General features: G+C 43.7%; 10 protein-coding genes. 8 read left to right on the top strand and 2 right to left on the bottom strand.

From position 1 onward, the window contains the following. The first annotated feature begins 69 nt into the window (after positions 1-69). Positions 70-1,227 (top strand): cation:proton antiporter, encoded by a 1,158-nt coding sequence (locus tag ACSYTE_RS06295; RefSeq protein WP_491716592.1) that lies wholly within the window; start codon positions 70-72, stop codon positions 1,225-1,227. Between the two features lie 33 nt (positions 1,228-1,260). Here the strand turns inward: ACSYTE_RS06295 and ACSYTE_RS06290 are convergent, their stop codons facing one another. Further along, the gene (locus ACSYTE_RS06290) at positions 1,261-3,306 is read right to left on the bottom strand and encodes a KUP/HAK/KT family potassium transporter (protein WP_491716591.1); all 2,046 of its coding nucleotides are present in this window, start codon (positions 3,304-3,306) and stop codon (positions 1,261-1,263) included. Between the two features lie 134 nt (positions 3,307-3,440). On the opposite strand from ACSYTE_RS06290, the gene ACSYTE_RS06285 reads away from it, so the two are divergent. From ACSYTE_RS06285 to ACSYTE_RS06275, 3 genes are all read left to right on the top strand, one after another. Then, positions 3,441-4,544 carry an SLC13 family permease gene (locus ACSYTE_RS06285; protein ID WP_491716590.1) on the top strand — a complete coding sequence of 368 codons (1,104 nt, stop codon included), beginning with the start codon at positions 3,441-3,443 and terminating at the stop codon, positions 4,542-4,544. A 66-nt stretch (positions 4,545-4,610) separates the two neighbouring features. Beyond that, a complete protein-coding gene (locus ACSYTE_RS06280; protein ID WP_491717308.1) occupies positions 4,611-5,396 on the top strand; it encodes a glucose-1-dehydrogenase in 786 nt (261 codons plus the stop codon). Between the two features lie 133 nt (positions 5,397-5,529). Then, a complete protein-coding gene (locus tag ACSYTE_RS06275) occupies positions 5,530-6,171 on the top strand; it encodes an HAD family hydrolase (RefSeq protein ID WP_491716589.1) in 642 nt (213 codons plus the stop codon). 35 nt (positions 6,172-6,206) lie between these two features. Here ACSYTE_RS06275 and ACSYTE_RS06270 read toward each other — a convergent pair whose 3' ends face one another. Continuing rightward, positions 6,207-7,538: an MFS transporter gene (locus ACSYTE_RS06270; protein WP_491716588.1), complete on the bottom strand. Its 1,332-nt coding sequence runs from the start codon at positions 7,536-7,538 to the stop codon at positions 6,207-6,209. Positions 7,539-7,702: 164 nt separating this feature from the next. Between ACSYTE_RS06270 and ACSYTE_RS06265 the strand changes: the two genes are divergently transcribed. From ACSYTE_RS06265 to ACSYTE_RS06250, 4 genes are all read left to right on the top strand, one after another. Beyond that, the gene (locus ACSYTE_RS06265; protein ID WP_491716587.1) at positions 7,703-8,419 is read left to right on the top strand and encodes a DUF1328 domain-containing protein; all 717 of its coding nucleotides are present in this window, start codon (positions 7,703-7,705) and stop codon (positions 8,417-8,419) included. Positions 8,420-8,463: 44 nt separating this feature from the next. Then, positions 8,464-8,697, top strand: coding sequence for a hypothetical protein (locus tag ACSYTE_RS06260; protein ID WP_491716586.1), 234 nt, complete (start codon positions 8,464-8,466; stop codon positions 8,695-8,697). A 113-nt stretch (positions 8,698-8,810) separates the two neighbouring features. Beyond that, entirely contained in the window at positions 8,811-9,323 is a 513-nt protein-coding gene (locus tag ACSYTE_RS06255) for an HdeD family acid-resistance protein (RefSeq protein ID WP_491716585.1), read from the top strand. Positions 9,324-9,642: 319 nt separating this feature from the next. After that, complete coding sequence (locus ACSYTE_RS06250; RefSeq protein WP_491716584.1) at positions 9,643-25,725, top strand: beta strand repeat-containing protein; 16,083 nt, start codon at positions 9,643-9,645, stop codon at positions 25,723-25,725. Positions 25,726-25,760: the final 35 nt, after the last annotated feature.

Raw genomic sequence — 25,760 nt, 5'->3', positions numbered from 1 at the left:
AGAATTCTTCTGTTTTGGGTTGGCAGAATTCTTTAAAGCGGGCGTTTTTTGTTTTTAGGAGGTTTCTTAATGGCGTTTTTATTCAATATAATTTTGATATTAGTTAGTGCTTTTGTAATGGGGAAAATTGCCGAATGGCTTAAAATCCCGATTGTAGTAGGACAATTGCTGGCAGGCTTAATTATCGGCCCTGGATTATTGAATTTGATTCACCTAAACGGATCGTTAAAAAATTTAGCCGATTTAGGAGTAATTATATTAATGTTTTTAGCAGGCTTAAATAGTGACGTTCAATTATTGAAAAAGTATCTTAAGCCTAGCTTAATTGTGGCATTGGTGGGTATTTTATTTCCAATGATCATTACAAGCATTTTTGGGATTTTAATTAGTTGGCCAACTAAGGATGCTTTGTTCTTAGGGGTTATTTTTAGTGCGACATCTGTCTCAATTACTGTTGAGGTGCTTCGCGAAATGCGTAAGCTGAATAGTCGTGAAGGAATCACGATTTTAGGGGCTGCTGTGGCAGATGATGTATTAACGGTGGTTCTACTCGGAATCACAGTAGCGTTCACTGGAGAGCAGTTAAGAGGGCAAATTACGGCTGGGATGAACAGTGGGTTAATAATTGGTCTTCAAATCCTGTTTTTTGTTGTGATTTTTATAATTGCAAAGTATTGCATTAAGCCGCTTTTAAAAATCTTTCAACGGATATCATTTCCATATGCTGTTTCAATCATGGCTTTAATAATTGGTTTATTATTCGCCGAAGGGGCGGAATTGATTGGTTTAAGCGCAATTACTGGCTCATTTTTTGCTGGTTTGATAATTGGACAACACCCCGTTAAAAGATTAGTTGATAATCAAATTAGTTCATTGGGGTATTTACTGTTGATACCGACGTTTTTTGTTAGCATTGGATTGGAAATGAAGTGGTCTGGAATTATTGATCAATGGGCCTTATTTATTGCCCTTACTTTTCTAGCAGTCATCACGAAGTTAATCGGAGCTGGGCTCGGGAGTCATTTAATGGGATTTAAGTGGTCGAGTAGTTTCGTGGTTGGTGCGGGGATGGTTTCACGTGGTGAGGTCGCGTTGATCATTGCGCAGATTGTATATGTAAATCATTTACTATCAGTTGATCAGTATTCTACGATTATTGGAGCGATAATTGCTTCGACCATTATTTCTCCATTTATTTTAAAACTGAGCTTTAAATTAATAAAATAGCCAAATAAAAAAGCCCTCAGCGAGGGCTTTTTATTAGTTTTTAGGATTTCTTGTTTCCCTGGAGTGGATTGGGTGGAGAATCCGTTTTTGAACTAGGTATTGATCATGTTGCATATTAAAGAATAGTGGTGAAATTTCTTGAACGGTATTGCTAAATTCCAATCCATACCAACTAACTGGAGAAGCAGTGATATTTTGTAGAAAAATTCGTCCTGAAATCAATTGTTTGTCCAATTGACTAACCTCTGTATTTAAGGCTAAATCGGATGGCCGTTCGTTGATCAAAATGAATTTGAAGTCCCCGACGGTCCGATTTTTAATCGTTGAGTAGTGTTGGACTTGCTTTTCGATAACCCCTTGTTCGATCAAGTTATTAACGATTTGGTGCAAGTAGACACTAACCGTTTGTGGTTTTCTGAACCCTAGATAGAGCTGCACGTCAACCACGTTATCAGTGTCTAATAGGTCAACAGTGTAGTTACTTTCGTATGGCGAACTAGTTTCGTTCACGGTCACGAACCAGTACACTTTAGCCCGCTTGGGTTCCTTATCCAAGATCGAGTACATGGTGTTTCGTTTGATTTGATAATCTTTTTTAATTTTAGTCATGTAAACTAAATTAGAGGTGAAGTAAGGAATTGAGCTATCCTTACTGAGGGCGCTTAACTGATGCTTATAGTCTTCAAGTGAAACGTATTCACTTTCTCTTTCATAGTGGTCACGCCGCTTGTTACCAAAGAACCAGATGATCATTACATATAGGATTCCCATCATGATGAAGAAGGTAACGTAACCACCCTTAACGAACTTAACTAGACTTGCTAGGAAGAAGATCGATTCGATGATTGCAAAGAACGATGCAATGCTATATGCGAGGACCCGATTCATGTGACTAGACAAGAACTCGAACAACAAGATGGTCGTCGAAAGCATCGTGATCGTAATTGCTAGACCATAGGCAGCTTCCATTTTTTCAGAACTACCGAAGAACCAAACGACAAAGAGCGTGATTCCACATAAGATCCAGTTAATAGTGGAAATGTAGATCTGACTTCTCACATTACTAGGGTGTTTGATGATGAAACGAGGGAGGAAACGCAACCCAATGGCTTCATCGACTAACGTGTATGATCCAGTGATCAACGCTTGTGAAGCAATGATCGCAGCTAACGTAGCGATGATGATCGCAAATGGACGCACTTCGCTAGATAACATTGAATAAAATGGGTTGATACTGCCCATGGCACTGAATACGGGATCCTTAGCATGGGTAATGACCCACGCTCCTTGACCAAAGTAGTTCAAAATCAATGATAAATAAACTAATGGCCAAGTAAAGTAGATGTTCTTCTTCCCAACGTGACCCATGTCTGAATAAAGTGCTTCAGCCCCGGTCGTAGCCAAGAAGATACTTCCTAAAATAAAGATTCCAGCCTTATTACCAGGACTGAAAAGGACTTCGAAAGCATAGTATGGATTTATGGCCTTAATAATTGCTGGGTATTGAGCCATGTTGACTAATCCAGCGACTGCTAGGAACCCAAACCACACAATCATGATGGGACCAAATGATTTACCGATCGTCCCGGTCCCGAACCGCTGAATCAAGAACAGCCCCAATAGGACACAGGTGGTAATTACCAACACGTCTGATTGAGAATTGCTAAAATGTAGCCCAGCGATCGTTTGGTTTTTCAATCCTTCGATCGAAGAGGTAACGGTCACTGCAGGGGTCAACGTCCCATCTGCTAGCAGGGCAGCCCCACCGATTAAAGCGGGCCAAACTAACCATTTCGCTCTTTTTCTAACTAATGCATATAACGCAAATATTCCACCTTCGTGGTTATTATCGGCGCGCATCGTAATAATTACGTATTTAACGGTGGTGATAATCATTAAAGTCCAGAATATCAATGAAATGGCTCCAATGATATAATCAGGTGTGGCATCAGCCATCTTTCCCTGGTCACCAATAATCGCATTCATTACATAAAGTGGCGATGTACCTATATCACCATAAACAATTCCGATGGCGATTAAAGTTCCCGCCAACGTCAGTTTATTTAAGTTAGCCTTCATGACTAAGCCTCCATAAAATTTGGTTATTTAGCTCTAAATCAGTTAAAATAATTAACTGATTATGAACAAGCTTTTTTAAAGAATATGAAAAGATTATCACTAATCGATGATTTTTGAAAGGAAAATTTATACTTTTGTTTATTCAATTAAAGAAAATTTTTACTGATAAGCTCTTAATTATTTCTTTTGGAGTCTTATTAGTTGTTAACATCCTTGGTAGGATTAGGTTTGCTGATATTGATTGGGGTACAATTGGGACGCTATTTTCATTAATGTTAGTGATTCAGTTACTAAACGAATTAAATATTTTAATTAACGTTAGCGATCGGTTAATTAAAATTGTTAAAAATAGTCGTCAATTTGCCCAATTAATGATTTTGATTGCATTTTGTGGTGCCATGATAATGACAAATGACGTAGCAATCATCTCGATTTTACCACTATATTTATTTACCGCTCAAAAATACGATCTGCCAATTATTGTTCCGGCGGTATTGATTACCGTGGCCGCAAATTTAGGCAGCGTTTTAACACCGTTCGGGAATCCCCAAAATTTATTTTTATTTAATTACTATCAGCTACATGCCAGTATTTTTTTTGCAATTACAGTTCCAATCGTGTTGATGAGTCTGGTTGTTTTGATGTTAGGGACCCTTTTGATAAAAAAAGCACCGTTTCAAAATCAAGTGGCTGTTTCTAAAATCGGGAATCGGAGGGCTTTATTGTCTACTTTGGGCTTAGCAATCGTCGTGTTAGCAGCAGTTTTTAATTTGGTGCCAATCCCGTTAGCCGTGGGATTATCAATTTTAGTAACGTTGTTAATTGATAAACGGGAACTTTGGCAGGTCGATTATTCCCTATTACTGACCTTTGCATGCTTCTTTTTAATTTCTGGAATTTTAAGTCGCAATCAATTTATTAACACGAGTTTGGATTGGCTGATGCACAGCACCACAAGCACTTATCTGACCGCAATTGGTGCTAGTCAATTCATTAGTAATGTTCCCGCAGCTGTACTATTAGCCCACTTTACACATAATGGACAAGCCTTGCTATTAGGGACCAATGTTGGTGGATTAGGAACGTTAGTAGCTTCATTGGCTAACCTATTAGCATTGAAACAAGTGGTCGCATTCGATAAAACGATTGCATTGCGCTTTATTAAGGTATTTACGATTATTAACGTCATTTTGTTGATTATTATCGTAATTATCGGTTGGACAATGCTTATAATTTGATATTGTTATTTTTGATGTGAGATAATGAATAAAATAATATCCTTAATCGAAGGGGTCGTGAACAAAATGTACGATGATTTAAAAGGAAAAGTTGCTGTAATTACTGGTGGTTCTAAAGGAATCGGTAAGGCAATTGCAAAGAGACTTGCTAAGGAACACATGAAGTTAGTTGTGAACTACAATTCCGATGCTAAGGGTGCTGAAGACACTGTTGAACTGATCAAGAAAAACGGTGGGGATGCAGTTGCGGTTCAAGCTAACGTTGCTACTGAAGAAGATGTGCAAAAAATGTTAGATGCCGCCATTGATAATTTTGGTGGATTAGACTTATGGATCAATAATGCTGGACTTGAAAACAAAGCCCATACGCATGAAATGTCACTTAAGGACTGGAACAAGGTCATTGGTGTTAACTTGACTGGGACATTCTTAGGGGCTCGTGCAGCACTTAGATACTGGGTTGAAAACAATAAACCTGGCAACATCATTAACATGTCATCAGTTCATGATCAAATTCCTTGGCCTACATTTTCACACTATGCTGCCTCTAAGGGTGGGGTGAAGATGTTCACTGAAACGATTGCTTTGGAATACGCAAAAAGTGGCATTCGGGTAAATGCAATTGCTCCTGGAGCGATTAATACACCAATCAATGCTGAAAAGTTTGCTGATCCTGAACAATTGGATGCCACTAAGCAATTAGTGCCAATGGATCGAATCGGAAAGCCAGAAGAAGTTTCTGCTACCGCTGCTTGGTTAGCATCTACAGAATCCGGTTATGTTACTGGTGATACCATCTACGTTGATGGTGGGATGACACTATACCCTGATTTTGAAAGTGGCAAGGGTTAAAATAATTTAATTACCCGAAATGATATTAAGGGAGTCGCACGTGGTTGCGGCTCCTTTGTTTTTGGTGATTGATATTGCTATAATATGATTGCGTTTGAGCTTTACTAATCGCTGAAGGAAAGTAGTGAAAAAAATGCAGAACTATATTTTTGACTTTGATTTAACATTAATTGATTCTGGGCGGGTGAACGTTCTCTCCACTCAATCTGCTTTTGATAAAATGGGATTTCCAAAACCGACTGCTGAGGAAGTTAGTTACTATACGGGAATTCCGATTGAAAAATCATTTCCCAAGATGGCACCAGAAAACATTAGTCGTCCTGAATTACAAAAATTAATGAATGTATTTGTAAAAGAGTATGAAAAACTAGAGCCTGGAAATTTAAAATTATTCCCAGGAATTAAAGAAACGCTCGCGAAGTTAAGTTCAGAAGGAAAACAACTATTCGTTGCCACTAGTAACCGCAGCGAAGTCGTTATTAGAAACACAAAGGCGCTTGGTATTTATGATTATTTCACCGAGATTGTCGGATTCGATATGGTCGAACATGCCAAGCCAGCGCCTGATACTGTGCTTAAAATCGTTGCTGATCATAATCTAGATAAGAATGAAACGATAATGATCGGTGATGCAACTTTTGATCTTGAAATGGGTAAAAACGCTGGTGTCCATACTGCTGGGGTCGTCTGGGGTGCGCATGATGTTAAAGCACTTGAGATGGTACACCCAGATTACTTATTAGAACGGGTTCCAGAACTATTGGATATTAAATAAGCTTGGCAACGGATTTTCCGTGGCCAAGCTTTTTATTAGATTGCGTTATTACCGATGTTCTTTGGAATGAGTAGTGTTTCGATGAATGGATAAATCATTAATGCAGCGAGGAATATAAATCCGAAGTGATAAGCATTACTACTACTAGTGATAGTTGCAACCATGCTGACGACCACCGTTATCAATGAGACCCCGAGCCCTTGTGATAATGTTTGGGTTACCGCATTCAAAGTATTTGCACTGGTGCGATCCTTAAAACTGATATCAGCAAACGACAGGGCGTTATATGCAGTCAAGGCCAGTGAGCGTCCCACCCCGTTGATAAATCCTAAAATCATTACTAATCCGGCGGGTGAGTTGACTTGTACGAATGCAAATCCAAATGATGAAATTAAGATGATCATTACGGCCGTTAAAATCGCAGGGCGAAAGTGAATTGTTTTAACGAACTGATTAGCAAACGTTTTAGCAACAATGTTGCCTAAAAAGATAAAAATCACGTAAAATGATGCCTTGATTGGTGAGTAATGAAGAATTGTCTGTAGGTAAATCGTTAATAGATATGGCATTGATCCTATCGAGACCCACAGAAATGATCCACCAGTTTGAAAGATACGAAACGACGTTACTCGTAATGACTTGATTGAGAATAGTGGATGGTTAGAATGAACTAGGTGCAAACCTGCAATAACGGTAATTACAATTCCAATTAAAACCAGAATGCCAGCGAATCCCCATTCACTTTGCCCGTGGGTAGCAATTTCAGCTCCAATTAAAATTAATCCTGAGGCAATTGCAATTTCAATAAATCCTAATAAATCGAATTGCGCTTCTGGATGGGTTTCATTGTGGGGAATTAATTTGATTCCAAATAAAATGCTAATTAAGCCAATTGGAATGTTGATCAAAAAGATCCATCGCCACGATAAATAATTAACGATCAATCCACCAATTACTGGTGCGATTGATGGTGCGATCAATGCTGGCCAGACTAAGTAGGTAGTGATTTCTAGTAGTTTATCAGCAGGGGCTTTTTGAAGAACGATCAATCGGGAAGTTGGAACCATTAGCGATGCTGCTACTCCCTGGCAAAAACGACTGATTAAAACAAATGTAAATCCAGGAGCAATTGCATTTGTAAATGAACTAACGGTGAATAATAGTACCGCAACTAGCCAAGCGGTTTTTTGACCGTAGCGATTTGCAATCCAACCACTTAACGGGATAAAAATTGCCATTGTAATTAGATATACACTAACCACTAGTGAAATCGTAGCTGAACTAACTGCTAGATTCTTACTCATTTTAGGAAGGGCAGTTGTAACGATTGTCGAATCCATAATTTGCATGAATAAGCTAGAGGCCATTAATAATGCTAATTTTCGATTAATGATGAAAGCCTTCTTTCCTATATTTATAACTTATTCATGATAACACTAAGAATATTATAAGGGTAGGAAACAATGGTAATATTATTATTTGATAGTGTGTTAAAATTACTATAGTTAATTAACAAAAGGAGAATTTAAAAATGAACGCTGTTTTTAAAATTTTATTGATTATATTTTTAGTGTTATTTGTAATTACACTATTAATCGCTTTAATTCAGGGAATTAGAATTAAGAATAAGTCTAGTAAAACCTGGGGACTATTCGCATTGGTAATGGCAATTTTTTCAGTGGGGAGTTTTTGGGGGGTTAGCGCCTCTAACCACTCTAATTCAAATGAATCACAGGCTATTAATAATAGTTCTAGTGCAAAGAATGATAGTTCCAACTCGTCAGGATCGACTAGTAGTTCAGCGAATGATTCAAGTAAAAGCGATTCTCAAAAAAAGGCATCTGAATCTTCGAGCGTAAGCCAAATGAAGCAGAATCAAAGCGAGAAAAATTTTGAATCACGTGACAGACGTAATCGTGATATGGCAAACCGTCGGCAAGAACAGATGCTTGCTAAACGTGGTACTGATAAAAAAGGTTATGAAAAACAGATTAGCGGGGTTCCAGACCAATCATCACACGTAGTTGAAAAAGTGACTTACGATGGTAATGATAAAACGGTGGTTACGATTTCTAGTGACCTAACCATGGGGAATCGACGTGAAAACCAACACAATGCCTTTACCGTTTGGAGTGGGATAAAACGGATTGCATACTTACATCATGTGAAAACTAATGTTATTATTAAAGACCATAAGGGTAAAGAGATTGCAAATACTAGTAATAATCGGTTTAATTATTTAGAATAATAATGATATAATCAGTTCATAATTACTATTGAGAGGTGTTATAAATGAGTCGAGAAGTAATTGAATTATTTAAGGACTACTATGTAAAGAATGAAGAATTGATGAATAACTTTGAAGATCACGGAGATGTTGCCGATTTAAATAAGGCAATGAATGAATTGAATCAAAAATTTGTTGACGAATACTTTGTTAAGACTGGTGACCGTGTTGAACCAGATAAGATTGCTGATTTAATCGCAAATACAATTGCTAAAGATGATGACGATTCAGCTAAATAGGATTAGAATAAGCATGGCTAATTTAGCGGTGCTTTTTGTTTTTAAATGCTAATTGTTACTTAAAATGATAGACTATTAGATGATAATAATTTTAATTGAAAGAAGTGACTTTAATGTTTGGAGAAAGAAGACGATTCAATCCATTCTCATTGTTGGTTGGGATTTTATCGATTGTTTTAGCATTGATTGTTATTAAGAATCCCCTTAGTTCAACCTTTTCATTGATTTATATGATTGCGATTTTATTAATCATAGATGGCTTTTCCCGCTGGAGTGATATTAAATCAATTCGCACTTATAATAAAACATGGTTATATGTTGGAGCTGGTTATGATATCTTTTTAGGAATCGTAATGTTCTTCGCTCCTTGGGTAGGAGTGGTTTTGATTTGGTTCTTATTTGCCGTATCGGTTATTTTTAATTCTGGATTGGAGCTTTGGCTCAATCAAAATGCGTTTGAGAGCCGCGACGGTGGTTATTGGTTTAACGTCATTTTAGGTGGATTAGGTGTCATTGCAGGAGTTATTATTCTTTTCAATCCTTATTTAGCAATATCTGTACTTTTATTTACGATTTCATTTTTCTTGATGTTTTACGGAGTGATCAAAATCATTCGTTCTGTCTAGTTAGATCAATTTGAAACCTGTATTAGGGCCTTTTAAGGCTGGTCTGGTATTTCTGACTAATGGAAAATAATGAGTGATATTACAGATAATCATGATCATGTTTATCAATAGACAGTAGCTTGGAAATGGATAGCCAAGCTGCTGCCTATTTTTTAAACTAATATTATAAATTTTCGCTAAAATAATTGATTTTATACTTAGTAAAATATAGTATTGATAGTGGATATAGTCTCGGGGAAAAAGCAAAATTACGGAATACTTAAATTAAAAAAGTTACATATTTAGTGAAAAATATGATCATGATTGGGGTGTCCTTATTATGTTTGGGAAAACAAATAAATTTAAAAAATTAAAAGAGAAAAAATTACTTAGAAAAGTAAAAAAACAATGGGTAGTGGTTTCGATTGCATTCTTTGGAATGGTAGGAGCTAACGCTGTTAGTTCTAAGCAAATCGAAGTTAAGGCCGATTCTAATGTTAGCAGTCAAGCGCTTACATCCAGTGCGAATACCAATAGTAGTGGTAGTGCTAATACTGCTTCTTCAGCTGGGAGCAGTAATAATGCTTCCGCTGCCAATAGCAGTAGTGCTAATTCTGCTTCTTCAGCTGGTAGTAGTAATAACGCTTCCGATGTCAATAGCAATAGTGTTAATTTATCAACGAACGTTAGTGATACGCTTGACCAATCGGACTTAGATTACAAGTCTGGTGACGATAATGGATCAGGAGGCAACGACAGTACCACATCTAGTGCCATTGCATCTGCAAGCGCTTCCGTTGCAGCTTCACAAAAATCAGCAGTGCAATCAATTTCTGATAACATTAGTAAAGTTTCTGAAGCAATCTCCACAGCTAGTTCTTCAGCTACGGTAGCAATGAGTAGTGCTCAAAGTATGAACAGTAGCTTTGCCACCCAAAATACAACTAATAGTCAAACTGCTGATAGCCTCAGTAAGAAATTAAGTTCAATTACTAGTGATCAACAGGTCTTGAGTAGTTTAGCTGCTTTAGACTCTAACAATGCTAGTTTAACGAGTGCATTTAGTTCGTTAAATGCGGCTTCTTCTGCTGCGCAAACTGAAATGCAAAATATTAATGCAATTGTTACGCAGTTATCCAGCTCTGCTGATTCTGCTAGTTCTATTCAAACCGCAATGGGGCCTAATTCAACAGCCATTGGGAGCGCTTCTTCAGTGGCTAGTCAACAATCATCAGTAGTAAGTAGTATTGCTTCTGGTTCGATTTCTGCGACCCAGGTCAGCTCGGCCCAAAGTGCCAGTTCAGTGGTACAAACGGCAAGTAGCCAGGCTAGCGTTGCTGAGGGCTCGTTTAACTCGCTTAATACTCAGTTATCTGTGATTAACGATAGTTTTAATGCCTCTTTATCAGTATTATCTAGTAACCAAAGCCAATTAGAAACCAACGTAAGCGTTTCTAATAGTCTGGCTAGTACTGCGATTGTCAATGAATCATCAATTGTTAATAGTATCGCTTCAAATGCTGTGAGTTCTGCTAATGCTGCGGTTTCATCAATTGCTAGTTACGCTCAGTTAGCAAGTGCCGCTAATCAATCTATCATTGCTAGTAGCACTGCAACTGCTGCATTAGTAAGTGCAGCCACTAACTCGTTATCCAGCACGAGTAGCGCCTTAGCTTCATTAAGTTCACTAGCAAGTAGCAATCCTAATAATAGCGATGTTGCTAGTTCGCTTGCGGCTGCTAATAGTGCATACCAAGCGGCTAGTAGTGCGTTGGGGGATGCTATTACTAACTCCATTTCTTCGACCGATTTAGCAAATGGAATTGTAAAGATTAAAAACTTCATTGACCAATTTTTATCACAAGCAACTTCCAATGCAGCTTCTGCCAGTGCTGCCAGCGTCGCCGTTGCTAGTGCAGCTAATGCGAACGACTTTAAGACCGCCTTTAGTAATGCCAGTAGTGCAGTTAGTGCAGCTTCGTCAGCAAATACCGCTGCTAGTAATGCAAATAATTATGATTCATTGGTAAGTGATGCGACCCAATCATATGCAACTTATGATAACGCCGTTCAATCAAGTACGGCTTACATTGGCTCCCAATCTAGTACCGTCAGTGCTGATTTAATGAGTGCTAATGACAATGTCAACCAAAGCAATTCTGCAGCAATGGACTCAGTCACAAGTAGTAACAATAGTTCAATTGATAGTATGAGTGCATCAAATAGTGCCGCCAATAGTAATAGTGTTGCCACTGGTAGTTTTGTCAGCAACATCGGTTCTTATTCATCAGCTGCCATCGTTAACGGCACTGATCTATCAAATGCAGGTAGCCTTGTTAATAGCTTGAATTTTTACAACTTTCAAAATTCAGCAGTTTCGAGTGCCTCATCAGCCATTTTTTCAATGGCAACCCAGGTTTCCAATGCTGATTTTGACTTAAATCAAAACCAAAGTACTGCTAATAGTGCCAATACAGTGGTTGCTAGCAATGCGGCTTCTGCTAATTCAGCTGCGAGCCTAGCTCAATCATATTCTGCCAATGTAGCTAGTTTGAGTGCGTTCATTAACTCGGTCACGGCTAACCATGGTCCAGCTTCACAAACGGCTTCTGCCGTTTCAGCTGCTGCCTCCTATGCCGCCAGTGCAAGTTCTGCTGCGTCCGTTGCGAATTCGTTTGCTGCAATCGTCAGTTCCGCTGAATCGGTTGCTAGTGGTGCTAATTCGACTGCGAGTGCTGATCAGTCTAACATTGCCAGTTTGGCACAGTCAGCTAGTGTGGCAGCTTCACTAGCAAGTAGCGTGATCAGATCTGATACCGATAGTGCTAGTAGCGTGGCTGCTAACGCCAGCAATAGTGCATCAAGTGCTAATTCAGTCGCTAATAGTGCCCTCAGTGGCGCTCAATCCGCCCAAAGTTCCGCTAATAATGGAATTAGTGCGGTTTCTTCAGTGACGCAAAGTACTGGTTCGCTTGCTAGTACCGTCAATTCGATTAATAACACGGTTACCCTAAACAGCTTTAATAATTCAGCCAACAAGGTCATTAATAGTAATGCTTCCGTTGCAAATTCTGCAAATTCAGCTGCGAGTGCTGCCAATGTTGCTGGACTTAGTGCTAGTAGCAATGCCCAGTTCCAAAGTAGCCAAGTTACGATCAACATCTCGGCTGCCTCTTCTGCAGCCTCCCTTGCGAATTCATATACAGCAATGGTCAATAGTTACCAAAGCCAAACTGAAACTGAGTCGGTCGCCCAAAACAGTGCTCTGGCATCTTCTTATGCCGCTAGTGCATCACAAATGGCCATTTTAGCTAGTTCTGCAACCGTTAGTGCGCAAAGTTTCTCCAATGCGGCTAACCAAGCGGCTAGCAAAATCAGCAACTACCTATCAATTGCAAATAGTGCTAATTCAGTTGCTAGTTCTGCATTATCCACCATTAATACTGCCAGTGCTAACATTACCAGTGAAATTAGTTCAGTTGCTGCTGCACAATCCACGGCCAATGCGATTACTGGGAGCTCAGGTAGTCTAGCTGCCAATGCGGGGAATAATAATTACTGGATCGGTAAGAACTCCAGTGGGACTAATTCCAACTCATCAAATGATGCCATTGCTTCTGATATCGCTTCTTCAAATGCCGTTGTTGCTTCCAGTGGGGTTGATAAGGCAACTTGGGCTAGTAGCATTAATCCTGATAATGCTGACATTAGAAGTGATGTGAGCGTTGCCTCCAGTGCTAACCAAAAGGCTTCAGAGGCTAACAGCATCATCGGAAGTGTTCATAACTATGCCAATCAGGCCAGTGCCGATGCTACTTCATACTCAAACCAAGCAACGACTTTATTTAGTGACATTAATAGTTACAATGCGATTGCCTATTCAGCGTCAGCCACTGCAATGAGTCTCGCAAGCATGGGTGAAAATAGCAGTGCTAACCAATACATTGCATCTGCTAGTGCAGCTCTTTCTTCGGTAAGCTCTTATGCAGCAATTCTTAGCAGTGCTAATTCTGCGGTTTCATCTGCTAGTTCAGCACTTGAGAGCTTGAATGCAACCATCAGTAGTTACTCTGCAGTTGCTAATGATTCTCGGAATCTTTCCAGTTCCGCCGCCAGTGATGCACTAAGTCGGGTGGCATCACTAGCTGGTTCTTCCGGTGGTTTTGGTGATCGGGGGAGTATCGTTGCTTCCAATGCTGCCAGTCAAGCCATTGCCAATAGTGCCGTTGCCATCTCGGCTGCCAACAAGACCGGTTGGGACAGTAGCACCATTGGGGATAACATTAATATTAATATGAGCAGTAATGCGGTCTTAATTAATAGTGCTAATTCCGTGGCGATTGCTCAGTCATCGTTATATCCAGATAATAGTAAAATTGCGGCAGAAGTGTCTGCGAATAGCGTCATCCTCTCTAGTGCCCAGTCGTATGCTACTGCTGCAAACCAAGCCAGTAGCGATGCCGTCAGTGCTAAGTCTCAAGCTGAGTACTACAGAGATAGTGCAGTTAGTTATGCGGCCCTGACTAGTTCGGCTAATGCAAACGTTGCTAGGGATATTTCAATGTTTGAACAAGCCTCTAAAGCTAATGACAGTGAAGGAGTGCAAAAGTGGATCAATAGTACCTGGGATGATACCCATACAGCCGATAGTTATCAATCACTAACCAGTCTGGCGACTGATAGTGCACTTACTCAGCAAAGTATTGCTGATAGTGCCAGCAATGCGGTCCAAAGTTATGCTGATGCGATGGGTTCGCTGAAAAATGGGATTACCTACAATGCCAGTGTTGCAGTGGATGCTGGAGTTGCCGAATCCGCTTACCGCGTGGCTTCTGCTAATGCTAGCACGGCCAATACGGGGACGATTTCTGCTTCCAGTGCCACCGATGCCTCAAGTGCTGCTCAAAACGCACTAAGTTCTGCCAATTCAAATGCGATCGTTGCTTCCAATACTAAATATTCGGTTGATTCTGCAATTGCTGATATCAACAGTGCCGCTAATTCTGAAAGTGGGGTCTGGGGTAATCAAGTCAGCAGTGAAGCCTCTGCCGCAACTAGTTACTCCACTGTAGCTTCATCGAACGCATCGGCTGCCATGTCAGCGGCTAGCGATGCAAATAGCTACAACCTGTTAGCTAGTTCTGCTGCCGTTGCTGCTAAGAATGCCGAAGCTCTTTTAACCTACTACCGTAACGATGCCACTTCGAATGCATCCCAAGCTAGTACCGTCACTGGAATTAATGGTGGTGATCCAAACCCAGGATTGGCGCAAAGCAACGCTACTAATACGTCCAACGATGCCAGTGTGGCAGTGGTTGAACGTTCAATTCTAGATAGTGCCAATTCAGCAGCAGCTAGTTATGCTGCTTTAGCCCAAACGGCTTCTAATTCCGCAAGTAGCTACACCAGCGTTGCAACTACTGCTAATTCCAATGCCATCGTTGAAGGGAATCGGGCGGTTACGAACCTATACTCATTACAGGCTTCTTCCAATGCCTCACAGGTTGCTGCTGCTTCAACTAGTGCCCAGGGAGTCGTTAAGTCCACTCAAGCCATTAGTTCTGCCGCAACTTCGACCGTTAACAGCTTAAGTGCCGTTTATGCCAGTGCTTCCGCTGCATTACAAAGTGCTCAGGATATTTACAACAACCAGGGTGGTAATAATGATCGGGGGAGCTCCTGGATCTCTAGTGCCGTTAGTCAGGCGAGCTCGGCAGCTTCGCTTGCTAGTTTAGCGCTGTCCAATGCCCAAGCCGCATCTAATAATGCAAGTATTGCATATGTGAGCGCTAATAGTACGGCGAGTGCAATCTCAATTCAAAACTCAACTGCGATCTCTGCTAATAGCGTTGCGCAAAGTGCGTCAGCCACATCTGATCGGAGTGCTGGGAGCTTTGCTGCTTCCGTTAACTTCGCTGCTTCTTCCGTCGCAGCCATGAACAGTAACGTTTCACGGATTGCTTTATCATCTGCGCAAAGTGATAGCAATCGGAATAGTTTAGCTGCTTCGACTGGGAATAGCATGGATTCGATTGCTGAATCGAACTACTCGGCAGCTTCTGAATTCCACCAAGCACACCAATCTGCTAATTCAGCTGCTACTTCTGCTAATACGGCCAGCAACGATGCAAAAACCACTTCCCAAGCTAACAGTGTGGCAGGCAGTATTAACAGTGCGGTCAATAGCTTGTCAACGGCGGGTAGCAATTCCGCTAGCGCCATCACAACGGCTTCAAATGGAGTCGATGCAAATGTCGCAACGTTCCAGAATTTAAACATTCATAACCACGTTGACTCTTCAGTTGCCGGCTGGAGTGATACGGTTAACTCTGCCGCATCCGTATTGAGTTCTGCAAGTTCTGCTGCAAGTTCTGCAACTGCTGCGCTTAGCAATGACAGCACTGGGGCTAGTACCCAGGCTAGCATCGCAAGTAGTGCTAATTCAGTTGCTAGTTTGAACGCCTCACTTGCTAATAGTTACTATAACTTGGCATCTTCATATGCAACGAATTTGAACGGCAGTCTATCTGGATCACAGGCATCTAGTTTTGCCAGTTCCGCTTATCTTCAAGCTTCAACGACTGCTTCGATTGCTAATTCTGAATCTGCCGTTGCAACCACTGCTTCAGCATCTGCTAATAGCTATTCGGTTGATGCTAATTCACAAGCAGTTGTCTTAAGTGTGGCTAATTCAAATGCCACCAACGCCTCCGTTGCTGCTAGTTCCGCCACTAGTTTTGCAGTGAGCTATGTTACTAGTGAAATGAGCAGCGCTTCTTCCACCGCTAGTTCAGCAAGTAGTACCGCTAGTTCTGCTAGTTCACAGGCTAGTGCGGCTAATTCTGGCGCCCAGAGTGATTCTGCAATTGTGCAAAATTACAACAGCGTTACCGCCTCCGCCAATTCAGGGCTTTCTAGTTCGACCAGTAGTGCGGGGAGTAGTCGGGATGACGCTAACTCAGTTGCTAGTTCCGCTAGTGCAATGAATTTTAATTACTATAACAATAGCGACCTAGTTAAGTATGTTTCTGCGGCTAATTCTAACTATAGTGATGCCAACAACAATAGTGTTATTGCTTCTTCAGCTACCATTACCGCAAGCACGGTCAACTCGCTTGCTAGTTCACATGCAATCAACGCTTCCAACGAAGCTTCCGAAGCAGCAGTGCAGGAGTCGATTGCCAATAGTTTATGGAGTGCTACTAATTCAGACAATAGCGATAATAGTAATGCCCCGAGTGCCATGAGTAGTGCTGAAGCTGCTGCTAAAGCGGCTTCACTAGCCAGTTCCTACAACAGCGCTGCGCTATCCGATTCAGCGCTGGTAAGTGGGGAACGCGTGACCGCTTCGATTGCTAAGAGTACCGCAATTAGTGCTAGCAATGCTGCATCAGCTGCGGCCTCCCAGGCTAAAGTCAACGCCAGCATGGCATTGGCTAACCTGTATTCTCAAGAAGCGGGGACTCAGATTTCGAACACTAATTCTGATGTAGCAGATATTAGTGCAAATAATTCGCTTACTTCCAGTGCAGCTAGTTTAACTAGTGGCATGACTTATAACACCTCTATTAATAATGATAGTGCCAATAGTTACAATGGTGGTGCCCAGTACTGGTCTAGCACCTATCCTGACACCAGAGCTTCAGAAGCAGTCAAGAGCATCGCTGCATCTGCTGGTGGTGCGACTTGGGTAGCCGGGAGTGCAACCAGTGATGCGGAAAGTGCTAAGTCGATCGCTAATTCAGCGGCCGTTGTGGCTTCATCTGCCAATAGCGTTGCCCAGTCACTGAGTGCGGATGCAGCTAGTGAGAGTGCGGCTGCCACGAGCGCATCGGCTAATGGAGATCCTAGCCTAGCTAGTTCCGTGGCCAGTGTGGCTTCCAGTACAGCTGTCCTAGCTTCATCGGCTTCGGTAGTGGCCGCTGCCCAGTCAGTAATTGCAAGCGAACAAGCCACTCGGGCTGGTCGAGATTGGTACTTTGCGGGATCTGCCAATTCATATACGCAGTCTGCATCTACTTTCATTAGCAACGCAATTGCTGCAAACAGCTATGCTGATAACGCCTCTAACGCTGCTAAGTCTGCAGATGCCGATAGTGCATCGGCTTCCGCTAACAACCAATCGGTAATTAATACGAACCCATCCATAACTAGTACCAGTTCCGCAATTGCTGATTCTACCGCTTCTGCCAATAGTTATAGTACGGCGGTTTCATCAATGGCTAGCTACGTGAATAGCCTGGCTAGCTACAACTCTGGACTGCCATCGTTTGGTTCGCAAATGGCGTCAATGAGTTCTGCTAGTTCTGCTGCTAGTTCTGCAAGTACGTTAATTAGCAGTATCAACAGTGCGGTCACTAGCGATATGAGTAGTTATTCTAGCGCCGTGACGGCGGTTAGTTCTGCTACCAATGCGGCTTCGATTGCCTCATCTAAAGCTGCTTCTTACGCTAGTGAAGCATCATTGTACGCTAATTCTTCAGTAGCGGTTAATGGCTCATCGGTTCCGTTCGTTGATCCTAGCTCAGCCTCCATTTTTGCTTCCGAGGCGAGCGCTCAGCTATCAATTGCCAGTGCTGCTAATTCCACGGCGGTCAGTGCGAACTCCACCGCGAGTGCCGTTAATAGCCAGTTGATTAGTTACCAAGCCGAGATTTCTTCGCAAAACTTCCAGCTCTCTCAGGCAAATTCGATGGCTAGTCAAGCGGCATCGGCAGCATCCTCAATTGTGTCATCCACAATTGCTAGTGGTAGTTCGTTTACCAACAGTTTATCGAACGAAGCGAAGGGTTATCAAATTACTTCAGCTAATGACGATCCAGCTGCGATGGCTTCTAGTGTTGTTAATTCCGTTTACCCAGCGGTTTCTAGCAACTCGAGCACCACTAGTTCAGCGCACAGTGAGACGGCTTCACTAGCCAGTGCGTATGCTAGCAATTCCACCATTGGGAGCCAATTATCAGCATTTGCTTCAAGCACTAGTGTTGATAATTCAATTGCTTCTAATGCATTTAGTGATGCTGGGGTCCAACTTTCCAGTGCTAACTCTGCTTATAATGCGGCATCCAATGCGGTTTCTGCAATCAACAATGATTCGGTTGCCCTTTCCAATGCCAATAGTGCGTTGGCTTCCGCTAGTGCTGAAATTGTGATCGCCCAATCAGAACACAACGGGCCATTGGCTAGCTCGGCTGCTTCAGCCGTTGTTGAGCAACAGTCGATTGCATCAAAGGCTGCGAGTGATTCATCGCTTCAAGCATCGATTGCCAACCAGAACAATTCATTAGCTAAGTCTTATCAAAATAATGCATTGAACGACAGCACCACCGCTAGTGCTAAGGCCAACGATGCCGTGATCAACAACGCTCGGGCCAACGTTACCGTGGATTCATACAACACTAGCGTGGCCCACAGTGCGACGGTGGTTTCCTCAAGTTCCGCAAGTTCGAATGCGGTTGATACTGGGAACACGAAGGACAGTTTAGATTCCAGTTACACTACGGCAAGTGGGATTGCTCAATCTAATCAATCCGTCTTTAGTCAAGCCAGTCAAGCAGCAGGGAGTTCTGCACCGCGGATCAGCAGCTACAATGCTAATCAACTATCCATTGCTGCTAGTGCTGCCGCTGAAAATAGCAACGCCATCGCGGATGCGACTCAACAAAGCGCTAGTGCTTCGACTGCTCTTAGCAATGCTAACGCAGCTTCGACTACCGCCAGCGTTGCGGAATCAACCGCTAGTGCGGCATCATCAAATGCTGCTGCTGCTTTAAGCGCTGCTAATTCACCATCAATCACTAGTGCGTCCGCAATTGCATTGAAGGAAAGTGCTAGTTCGTTGGCATCGGCTGCCCAATCTGCCCAAGCAACGGCATCTAGTGCTGCGAGTGCTGCGAGTGCGGCTTTTGATAGTGCCAAGGCGGCTTCAATGGCAGTTAATACCGATAAGCAAAAGATTTCAGATGCTAACGTGACGCTTATCAGTGCCAACGCTGCCATTAGCAACGCCATCATTGCCAATAGCTATGCCGATGATGCTTCCTCTACGGCATCGACCGCTAATTCAAACGTGGCCCAAGCACAGACTGCTTCAAGTGCCATTAACACCAACTCAGCAACCGCCAGTGGTGATTCTGATAGCATCAGAAACGCTTCTGCTGCGGTCCAGGGTCAATCTGCATCGGTTTCAAATGCAGTATCAGTAATAGCAACTCTAAACTCTAATAATAGTAGTTATTCTGACGTTTCTAGTGCCGCAAGCGCAGTAAGTAGCGCTAATTCCGCCTACAGTAAGGATGTCAGCACTGCTAGTTCAGCTGCTAGCTTAGCCAATTCTATTACGGCTCAGATTGCACAGCTTTCCGCTTCAACTACCTCGAACGTTACCAGTGCGGAATCATTCAATAGCAGTGTCCAATCTGCTGCAACCTCTGCATCCGCTGCCGCAGCTCAGAGTGGTGATTCTAACGCTGCTTCGACTGCCAACAATAACACCATTTCTCCAGCCAGTGGGGTAAGTGATCAAGCTAGTTCCGCTAGTGCCCACGCTTCCGCTGTACAATCCTTGACGGACCAGTTAGCATCCGCAAACTCAGTCGCCCAAACGGCCATGACCGATGCTAGTCAACAAGCTTCTAAAGCTAGCTCCGCTGCTAGCTTTGCCGCTAGTTACGTGAGTTCCGTTGTTTCATCAGCTAGTTCGACGGCCAGTGCTGCCAGTCATTCTGCAGCATCCAGTGCCACTAGTGCTGATTCAGATGCGAAGGGGGCCAACACGGATGCAAATAGCACCAGTGACGCCCAAGTTTCGGCATCATCATCCGCTAGTTTAGCATCGAGTCGGGCTTCAAATGCAGTTGCCACGAACAGCCACGCTCAAACCATTTCGGCTGGCAGTAATTCTGAAATTGCCAGTGCAAAGGTAAGTGCTTCTTCATACGCTTCTGATGCGGTCTCAAAGACTGCTGAAGCTAGTTCCGCAGCAAGTAACGCAGTCAACTTTGTAAGCAGTGCTAATAGTAACGCTGCGGCTGCCAGTACTGCTGCTTCCCAAGCTGCATCTGAGGCTTCGCTAGCCAGTTCGTATTTGAACAACACGAACAGCGCGGTTGCAGATAAAAGCGACGGGCCAACGGCTCAAAGTAACGCTAGTTTGGCATCAACGGCAGCGGTATCCGCTAGCTCATTTGCTTCGCTAGCTAGTTCATATTCCACTGCTGCAAGCGATAATCTCAAATCGGCCAATAGTCTATCCTCATTAGCTAGTTCCGATGCACAGATCACGAGTGCCGATGCTGACGGGGCAACGATTGCTTCGGCCCATGCTGCAACGACTTCGAATTCAGTTGCGATTAGCCAAGCCAGTTCAGATGCTGCTAATAGTTCTGTGGCTGCTAATCAAGCTGCTAGTTCAGTTAACTCGGTCGTCTCAGCATCGAACAATAGTTTTGTTTCGACCCAGGCTTCAACCGTTAGTTCAGCTAACAGTACGATTGCCTCAATCACTTCATCAATCAACTCAGCGCAAAGTGAGATTGCTTCTGCAAAGTCGGTCACTAGTGGAGCGACGAACAGTAATCCTACAGATGCAAGTACCGCTAGTGCTGCTCAACAACAAACTGCCAGTCTGACCTCTTTGGTATCTAGCATGTCAGCTTCCATTTCAAGTGCTGCTGCGACCGCAAGTTCAGCCGCCAGTGCCGCTGTTTCTTACAACGATTCCGATGCTAGTCAGCGGGCCAGCGTTGCTACTAGTGCTGCTGATAGTAATGCCAGTGTCGCCAGCGCTGCTAACGGTACCGCTAGTGCTGATGTTTCATCGAATACATCATCGAGTGCATTCGTTTCATCTGCAACTAACAATACCGCCACCGTGGCGAGTGAGACTGCGATTACCGCAAGCAATGATCCTAGCAATGCCGTGGTTTCTAAGGCTGCAGCAGACGCTAGCTCAGCTGCCGCTACTAACCAATCGTTATCGAGCCAGGTTACGATTCAATCTAGTGCTGCGGTAAGTGCTGCTGGAACGCTTAGTGCTGCCAACCAGGCCATGGGCAGTTATGCAAGTCAAGCAGCTAGTGAAAGTGCCGCTGCTTCATCAGCATCTACCGCTGGAAATGTTTCAGCAGCGGTTAGTGCTGCCTCTGCGGCCGAATCATATGCTAGCAAAGCTAGTTCTGAATCGGCAATTGTTTCGAGTGCCTCAGCTGCTGCTAGTTCTGCATCATCTGCAATTTCATCGTTCACCGCGTTGATTCAATCAGCTAGTTCGGTTGCCGATAGTGCGAGTGCAGCGGTGGCTAGTTCGGTGGCTTCTTCTGCAGGCTCTATTATTTCAAACGCTACGGTTTCAGTGAACAGCTATTCAGCTGCCCAAGCCGATGACCGTTCCGCATCCGTTGCTAGTGTGGCCACTAGTTCATTGCACTCCACTACTAGTTCTAGTGCATCCGTTGCATCATCAGCCAACGCCGATACGCAGACGGTTGCTAGTCAATATTTAAATGCACCAATCAGTAGTGCGTTAGCATCCCTTAATAGCACCACTAGCAACGACAACGCGAGTGCTTCCAGTGCGCTTTCCAATGCTGCTAACCAGGATTCATTAGCATCGAGTGCCTTTGCAACTGCATCGAGTGCCGTTATTGCAACTAGCTCAGCTGCAGTGGTCGTGTCTTCTGCACGTTCCACGGTCGCATCTGCTTCCGCTGCGGTATCCAATGCTATTGCTAACAGTAAGGCTCCAAACATCACGTCATTGATCAGTGTGATAGTTGCTGCCGAAAGTCAAGCGGCTTCAGCTGTTAATGCTGCTTCAGTAGCTAGTAGCCAAGCGGTTGTTGCCACTTCCACTGCCCAACAGGCACAAAGCAATGCCACTGATGATTCACTAGCAGCTAGTTCGCTAGCCAACGATGCCGTTATCAACAATGATCGTGCCCATATTGTGGTTAATTCATACCATGCTAGCGTTGCTAATAGTGGAACTGATAGCAGCACTTCATTAGTTAACTCAAGCACCAGTGTTGCCCATAGTTTTAACAGCGGGGTTAATTCATTATCAACCGCTAATTCGAGCGTTTCGGTAACGAATTCATCAACTAACAGCGCTGCTGATAGCCAGGCAGGTAGCTACGTTGACACTAGAGTTGGTAGCTACAATTCAGTTCAGAGCTCTGTTGCTAGCGTTGCATTTTTAAATGCTACTAATGCTACGTCCGTATTGAACAGTGCTAGTTCAGATGCTAGTTCTGCTCAATCCGCTGCTGATAGTGCCTCTTTGGAAGCCAGTCATCAAGCATCGATTGCTAGTTCTGCCTCCGCACAAGCCAGCGCAGACCTCAGCAGCGCCAATTCAGCTGGGGTTACTAGTGCTGAAACGGCATCGCTGCGCAGTAATGCTAATTCAATGGCATCAATTGCTGCTGCTGCCAGCACCGCTGCTGCTACTCAAGCCGATAATGCATCGATTGCTGCAGCTAAGGCTAGTTCAGCCAGTTTAGTTGCCGTTTCCGCTGCTAGCGTGGTCAATAGTGCTAATGCTACCGTTAAAAGTGCCAGTGTTGCCATCAGCAATGCGGCAGTAGCTAATAGTGATGCCGATTCCGCTGATGCTGTTGCTAGCTCAGCTAGTGATAATGCTAAATCCGCTGGGATTGCTAGTATTATTATCGGATCAACGTCCAGCGTTGCTAGCTCGACTGCTGATCAGATCAATAATTCTTCAACGGCTATCAATAGCCAATCACCAGCTTTGAGTAGTGCTGATTCATTGGTCAACAGTCTCAACAACTTCAATAGCACCTACATCAGTAGTCAAATGAGCGCGATGAGTAGTGCCAAAGCAGCGTTCAGTAATGCTAGTTCGGTCGCTAGTTCAGCCGTATCTGCAGCCAGTGGGATTGAAAGTCAAATTGCATCCCTTTCTGGCGTTGCGAGCCAAAACGCCGCCAGTGCTGCTGCTAATAGTAGTGCCGCCAAATCAGCTTATATTGCCGCATCTAGCTATGCATCAACGGCAGGGGATGCTAGTGGTGCTGCCAGTGAATTAAGCAGTGCTCAAACGGCATCCATTGCTGCTTCAAATGAAAATTCAGCTGTCCAATCTGCCTCCGCTGCGATTACATCCCTCAAGGCACAATTAGATAGCTTGAACGATTCAACGACCAGTGCTTCACAAACCGCGAGTGCGAACGTGACTGCTGCTTCGACTGCGGCCAGTGCGGCATCCAGTATCGTTGCTTCCGTGATTGCTAGTGCCGAAGCGGTTGCCAACAGTGCAAGCAGTCAAGCGGCGAGTGCTAATTCGATCGCAGCTCCTGCTGCCAGTGCTAATCCTTCGTATGCAATTGCTGCTAATGATAGTGCGGAATCGAATGCGGTAGTAACTTCATCTAAGGCGGTTGATGCGCAATCTGCTAATCAACATGCCCAAACGATTACCACCAGCGATTCTGCAATTGAGAGTGCTAAATCACAAGCATCATTAGATGCTTCTGATGCAGTTGTTAAGTCAGCCGATGTGATCATTGCTAAGAGTGATGCTAACAGCATTATGAGCGCCGCCAAGAGTGATGCCGCTGCTGCCAATAGTTATTCAAATGATGCATCGAACGACGCATCACTAGCTAATTCAGCATCATCTGCCGCTAGTTCAGCTGCGCAAGCAAGTAACGCACCGTTGGCTGTCGAACAGGCCAGCATTGCGGCGAGTGCCGCTTTAGCAGCCAGTGCTTCTGCCGCCAGCGCTTCTGCTCACTCTAGTGCGGTGCAATCCGAAAATGCATCTGCATCGAGTGCCGCTAGTCGGGCGCAAAGTGATGCTAACATCGCAAGCCAAGATGCAAACGACGCCCAAGTCCAATATGATCGTGCGAAGATCATTGCCGACTCAATTGCCATCAGTCAGGCTAGTGCTGCTGCTAGTGAAGCTGCCAGTGCAACTCAGTCAGCTAAATCTGCAGCAGATTCAGTTACTTCGGCTTCTAACAACAGCGTGGTATCCAGCTATGCCAGTGTTACTAGTTCTGCTAACAGTACGGTTGACTCCGCTTCTGCATTTATTAGTAGTGCTAATAATGCCATTAGTAGTGCCAAGAACGTTGTCAGCAGCGCCAGTGATGCTAGCGTTGCCAATAGTGCCCAGAGTGCAACTAATAACTTGAGCTCTGAGGTAGCCAGCGCTTCTACAGCTGCTTCAAATGCAGCATCAACTGCTAGTCAAGCCGCTAGTCAAGCCATTTCTTATAATGATAGTCTTGCTAGTGGACGGGCTAGTTCCGCTAATTCTAACGTTGATCACGATTCAGCGACCGCTAGTTCACATGCTAATGAGGCAAGTGCAGCCGTAATTACAAATAGTACGGCCATCAATACTGCTAGTTCTGAAATTAGCAATACTGATAAGATTGCTAGTGAAACGGCAGCTACTGCTAACATGGATGCAAGTAACTCAGCCATTACTAAGGCTGCTGCTGATGCTAGTTCAGCCGCTGCTTATAACCATTCATTGGCAAGCAACATGAACAGTAATGCAGAAATTGCTAAGAGTGCTGCAAGCGTTCTTAGTTCTGCAAATCAAGCAATGAGTAGTTATGCTAAGCTCACTGCTAGTGCTAGTGCTGCAGCATCGTCAGCATCTGCTGCGCATGATGTTTCAAAAGCCGTTAGCGAGGCTTCGATTGCTGAATCAATTGCTAGTGAGGCAAGTAGTGAATCGATCGTTGTTTCTTCTGCTGCTTCAGTTGCTAGTTCCGCTTCAGCTGCAATTTCATCATTGGCTAAGCTAGTTAAATCAGCTAGTTCGGTTGCTGATAGCGCTAGCAGCACTGCTTCCAGTGCCTCAACTGCTGATTCACAGTCCGCATCAGCAAGTGCATCCGCCTCGGCAAGTGCGTCCGCATCAGCGAGCGCTTCGGCCTCGGCAAGTGCATCCGCATCAGCAAGTGCGTCGGCATCAGCAAGTGCGTCGGCATCAGCGAGTGCATCAGCATCAGCGAGTGCGTCCGCCTCGGCAAGTGCATCTGCATCAGCGAGTGCATCTGCATCTGCACATTCATCCGCTGCAGCTAGCAACCATTCCGCGGCAAGTAGTGCTGCGAGTGGATCAAAACACAGTAGTCATGCTAGTCATAGCCATAGTCATGCTTCGAATGCGCACTCTTCAGCAAATAGTGCTGGAACCACTAACCATCATGGAAGTACTGCAATTGGTCCATCTAGACCTAATTCAAGTGGATATTATGAATCTAAACATGGATTACATGCTAGTCATGATTCCAACGTAGCTTCTAATAATAAGCAGGGTAAGTTACCACAAACTGGCGAAAGTCAAACAACGGTTCGTTATAGTTTGTTGGGAGCACTTGCATTAGGATTATCTGGATTCTTCTTCGCCGCATATAAGCGGAAGAGACGGAAATAATTAAAAAGCCTTCAAAACTGATCAATTCGTTTTGA

It is taken from the genome of Nicoliella sp. ESL1120, assembly GCF_058508515.1.
This window is presented reverse-complemented; position numbering and strand designations above follow the sequence as displayed.

Excerpts from the sequence above, each read along its gene's own strand:
- ACSYTE_RS06295 (WP_491716592.1), top strand. The coding sequence starts at position 70 with ATGGCGTTTTTATTCAATATAATTTTGATATTAGTTAGTGCTTTTGTA.
- ACSYTE_RS06290 (WP_491716591.1), bottom strand. The coding sequence starts at position 3,306 with ATGAAGGCTAACTTAAATAAACTGACGTTGGCGGGAACTTTAATCGCC.
- ACSYTE_RS06280 (WP_491717308.1), top strand. The coding sequence starts at position 4,611 with ATGTACGATGATTTAAAAGGAAAAGTTGCTGTAATTACTGGTGGTTCT.
- ACSYTE_RS06275 (WP_491716589.1), top strand. The coding sequence starts at position 5,530 with ATGCAGAACTATATTTTTGACTTTGATTTAACATTAATTGATTCTGGG.
- ACSYTE_RS06270 (WP_491716588.1), bottom strand. The coding sequence starts at position 7,538 with ATGGCCTCTAGCTTATTCATGCAAATTATGGATTCGACAATCGTTACA.
- ACSYTE_RS06265 (WP_491716587.1), top strand. The coding sequence starts at position 7,703 with ATGAACGCTGTTTTTAAAATTTTATTGATTATATTTTTAGTGTTATTT.
- ACSYTE_RS06260 (WP_491716586.1), top strand. The coding sequence starts at position 8,464 with ATGAGTCGAGAAGTAATTGAATTATTTAAGGACTACTATGTAAAGAAT.
- ACSYTE_RS06255 (WP_491716585.1), top strand. The coding sequence starts at position 8,811 with ATGTTTGGAGAAAGAAGACGATTCAATCCATTCTCATTGTTGGTTGGG.
- ACSYTE_RS06250 (WP_491716584.1), top strand. The coding sequence starts at position 9,643 with ATGTTTGGGAAAACAAATAAATTTAAAAAATTAAAAGAGAAAAAATTA.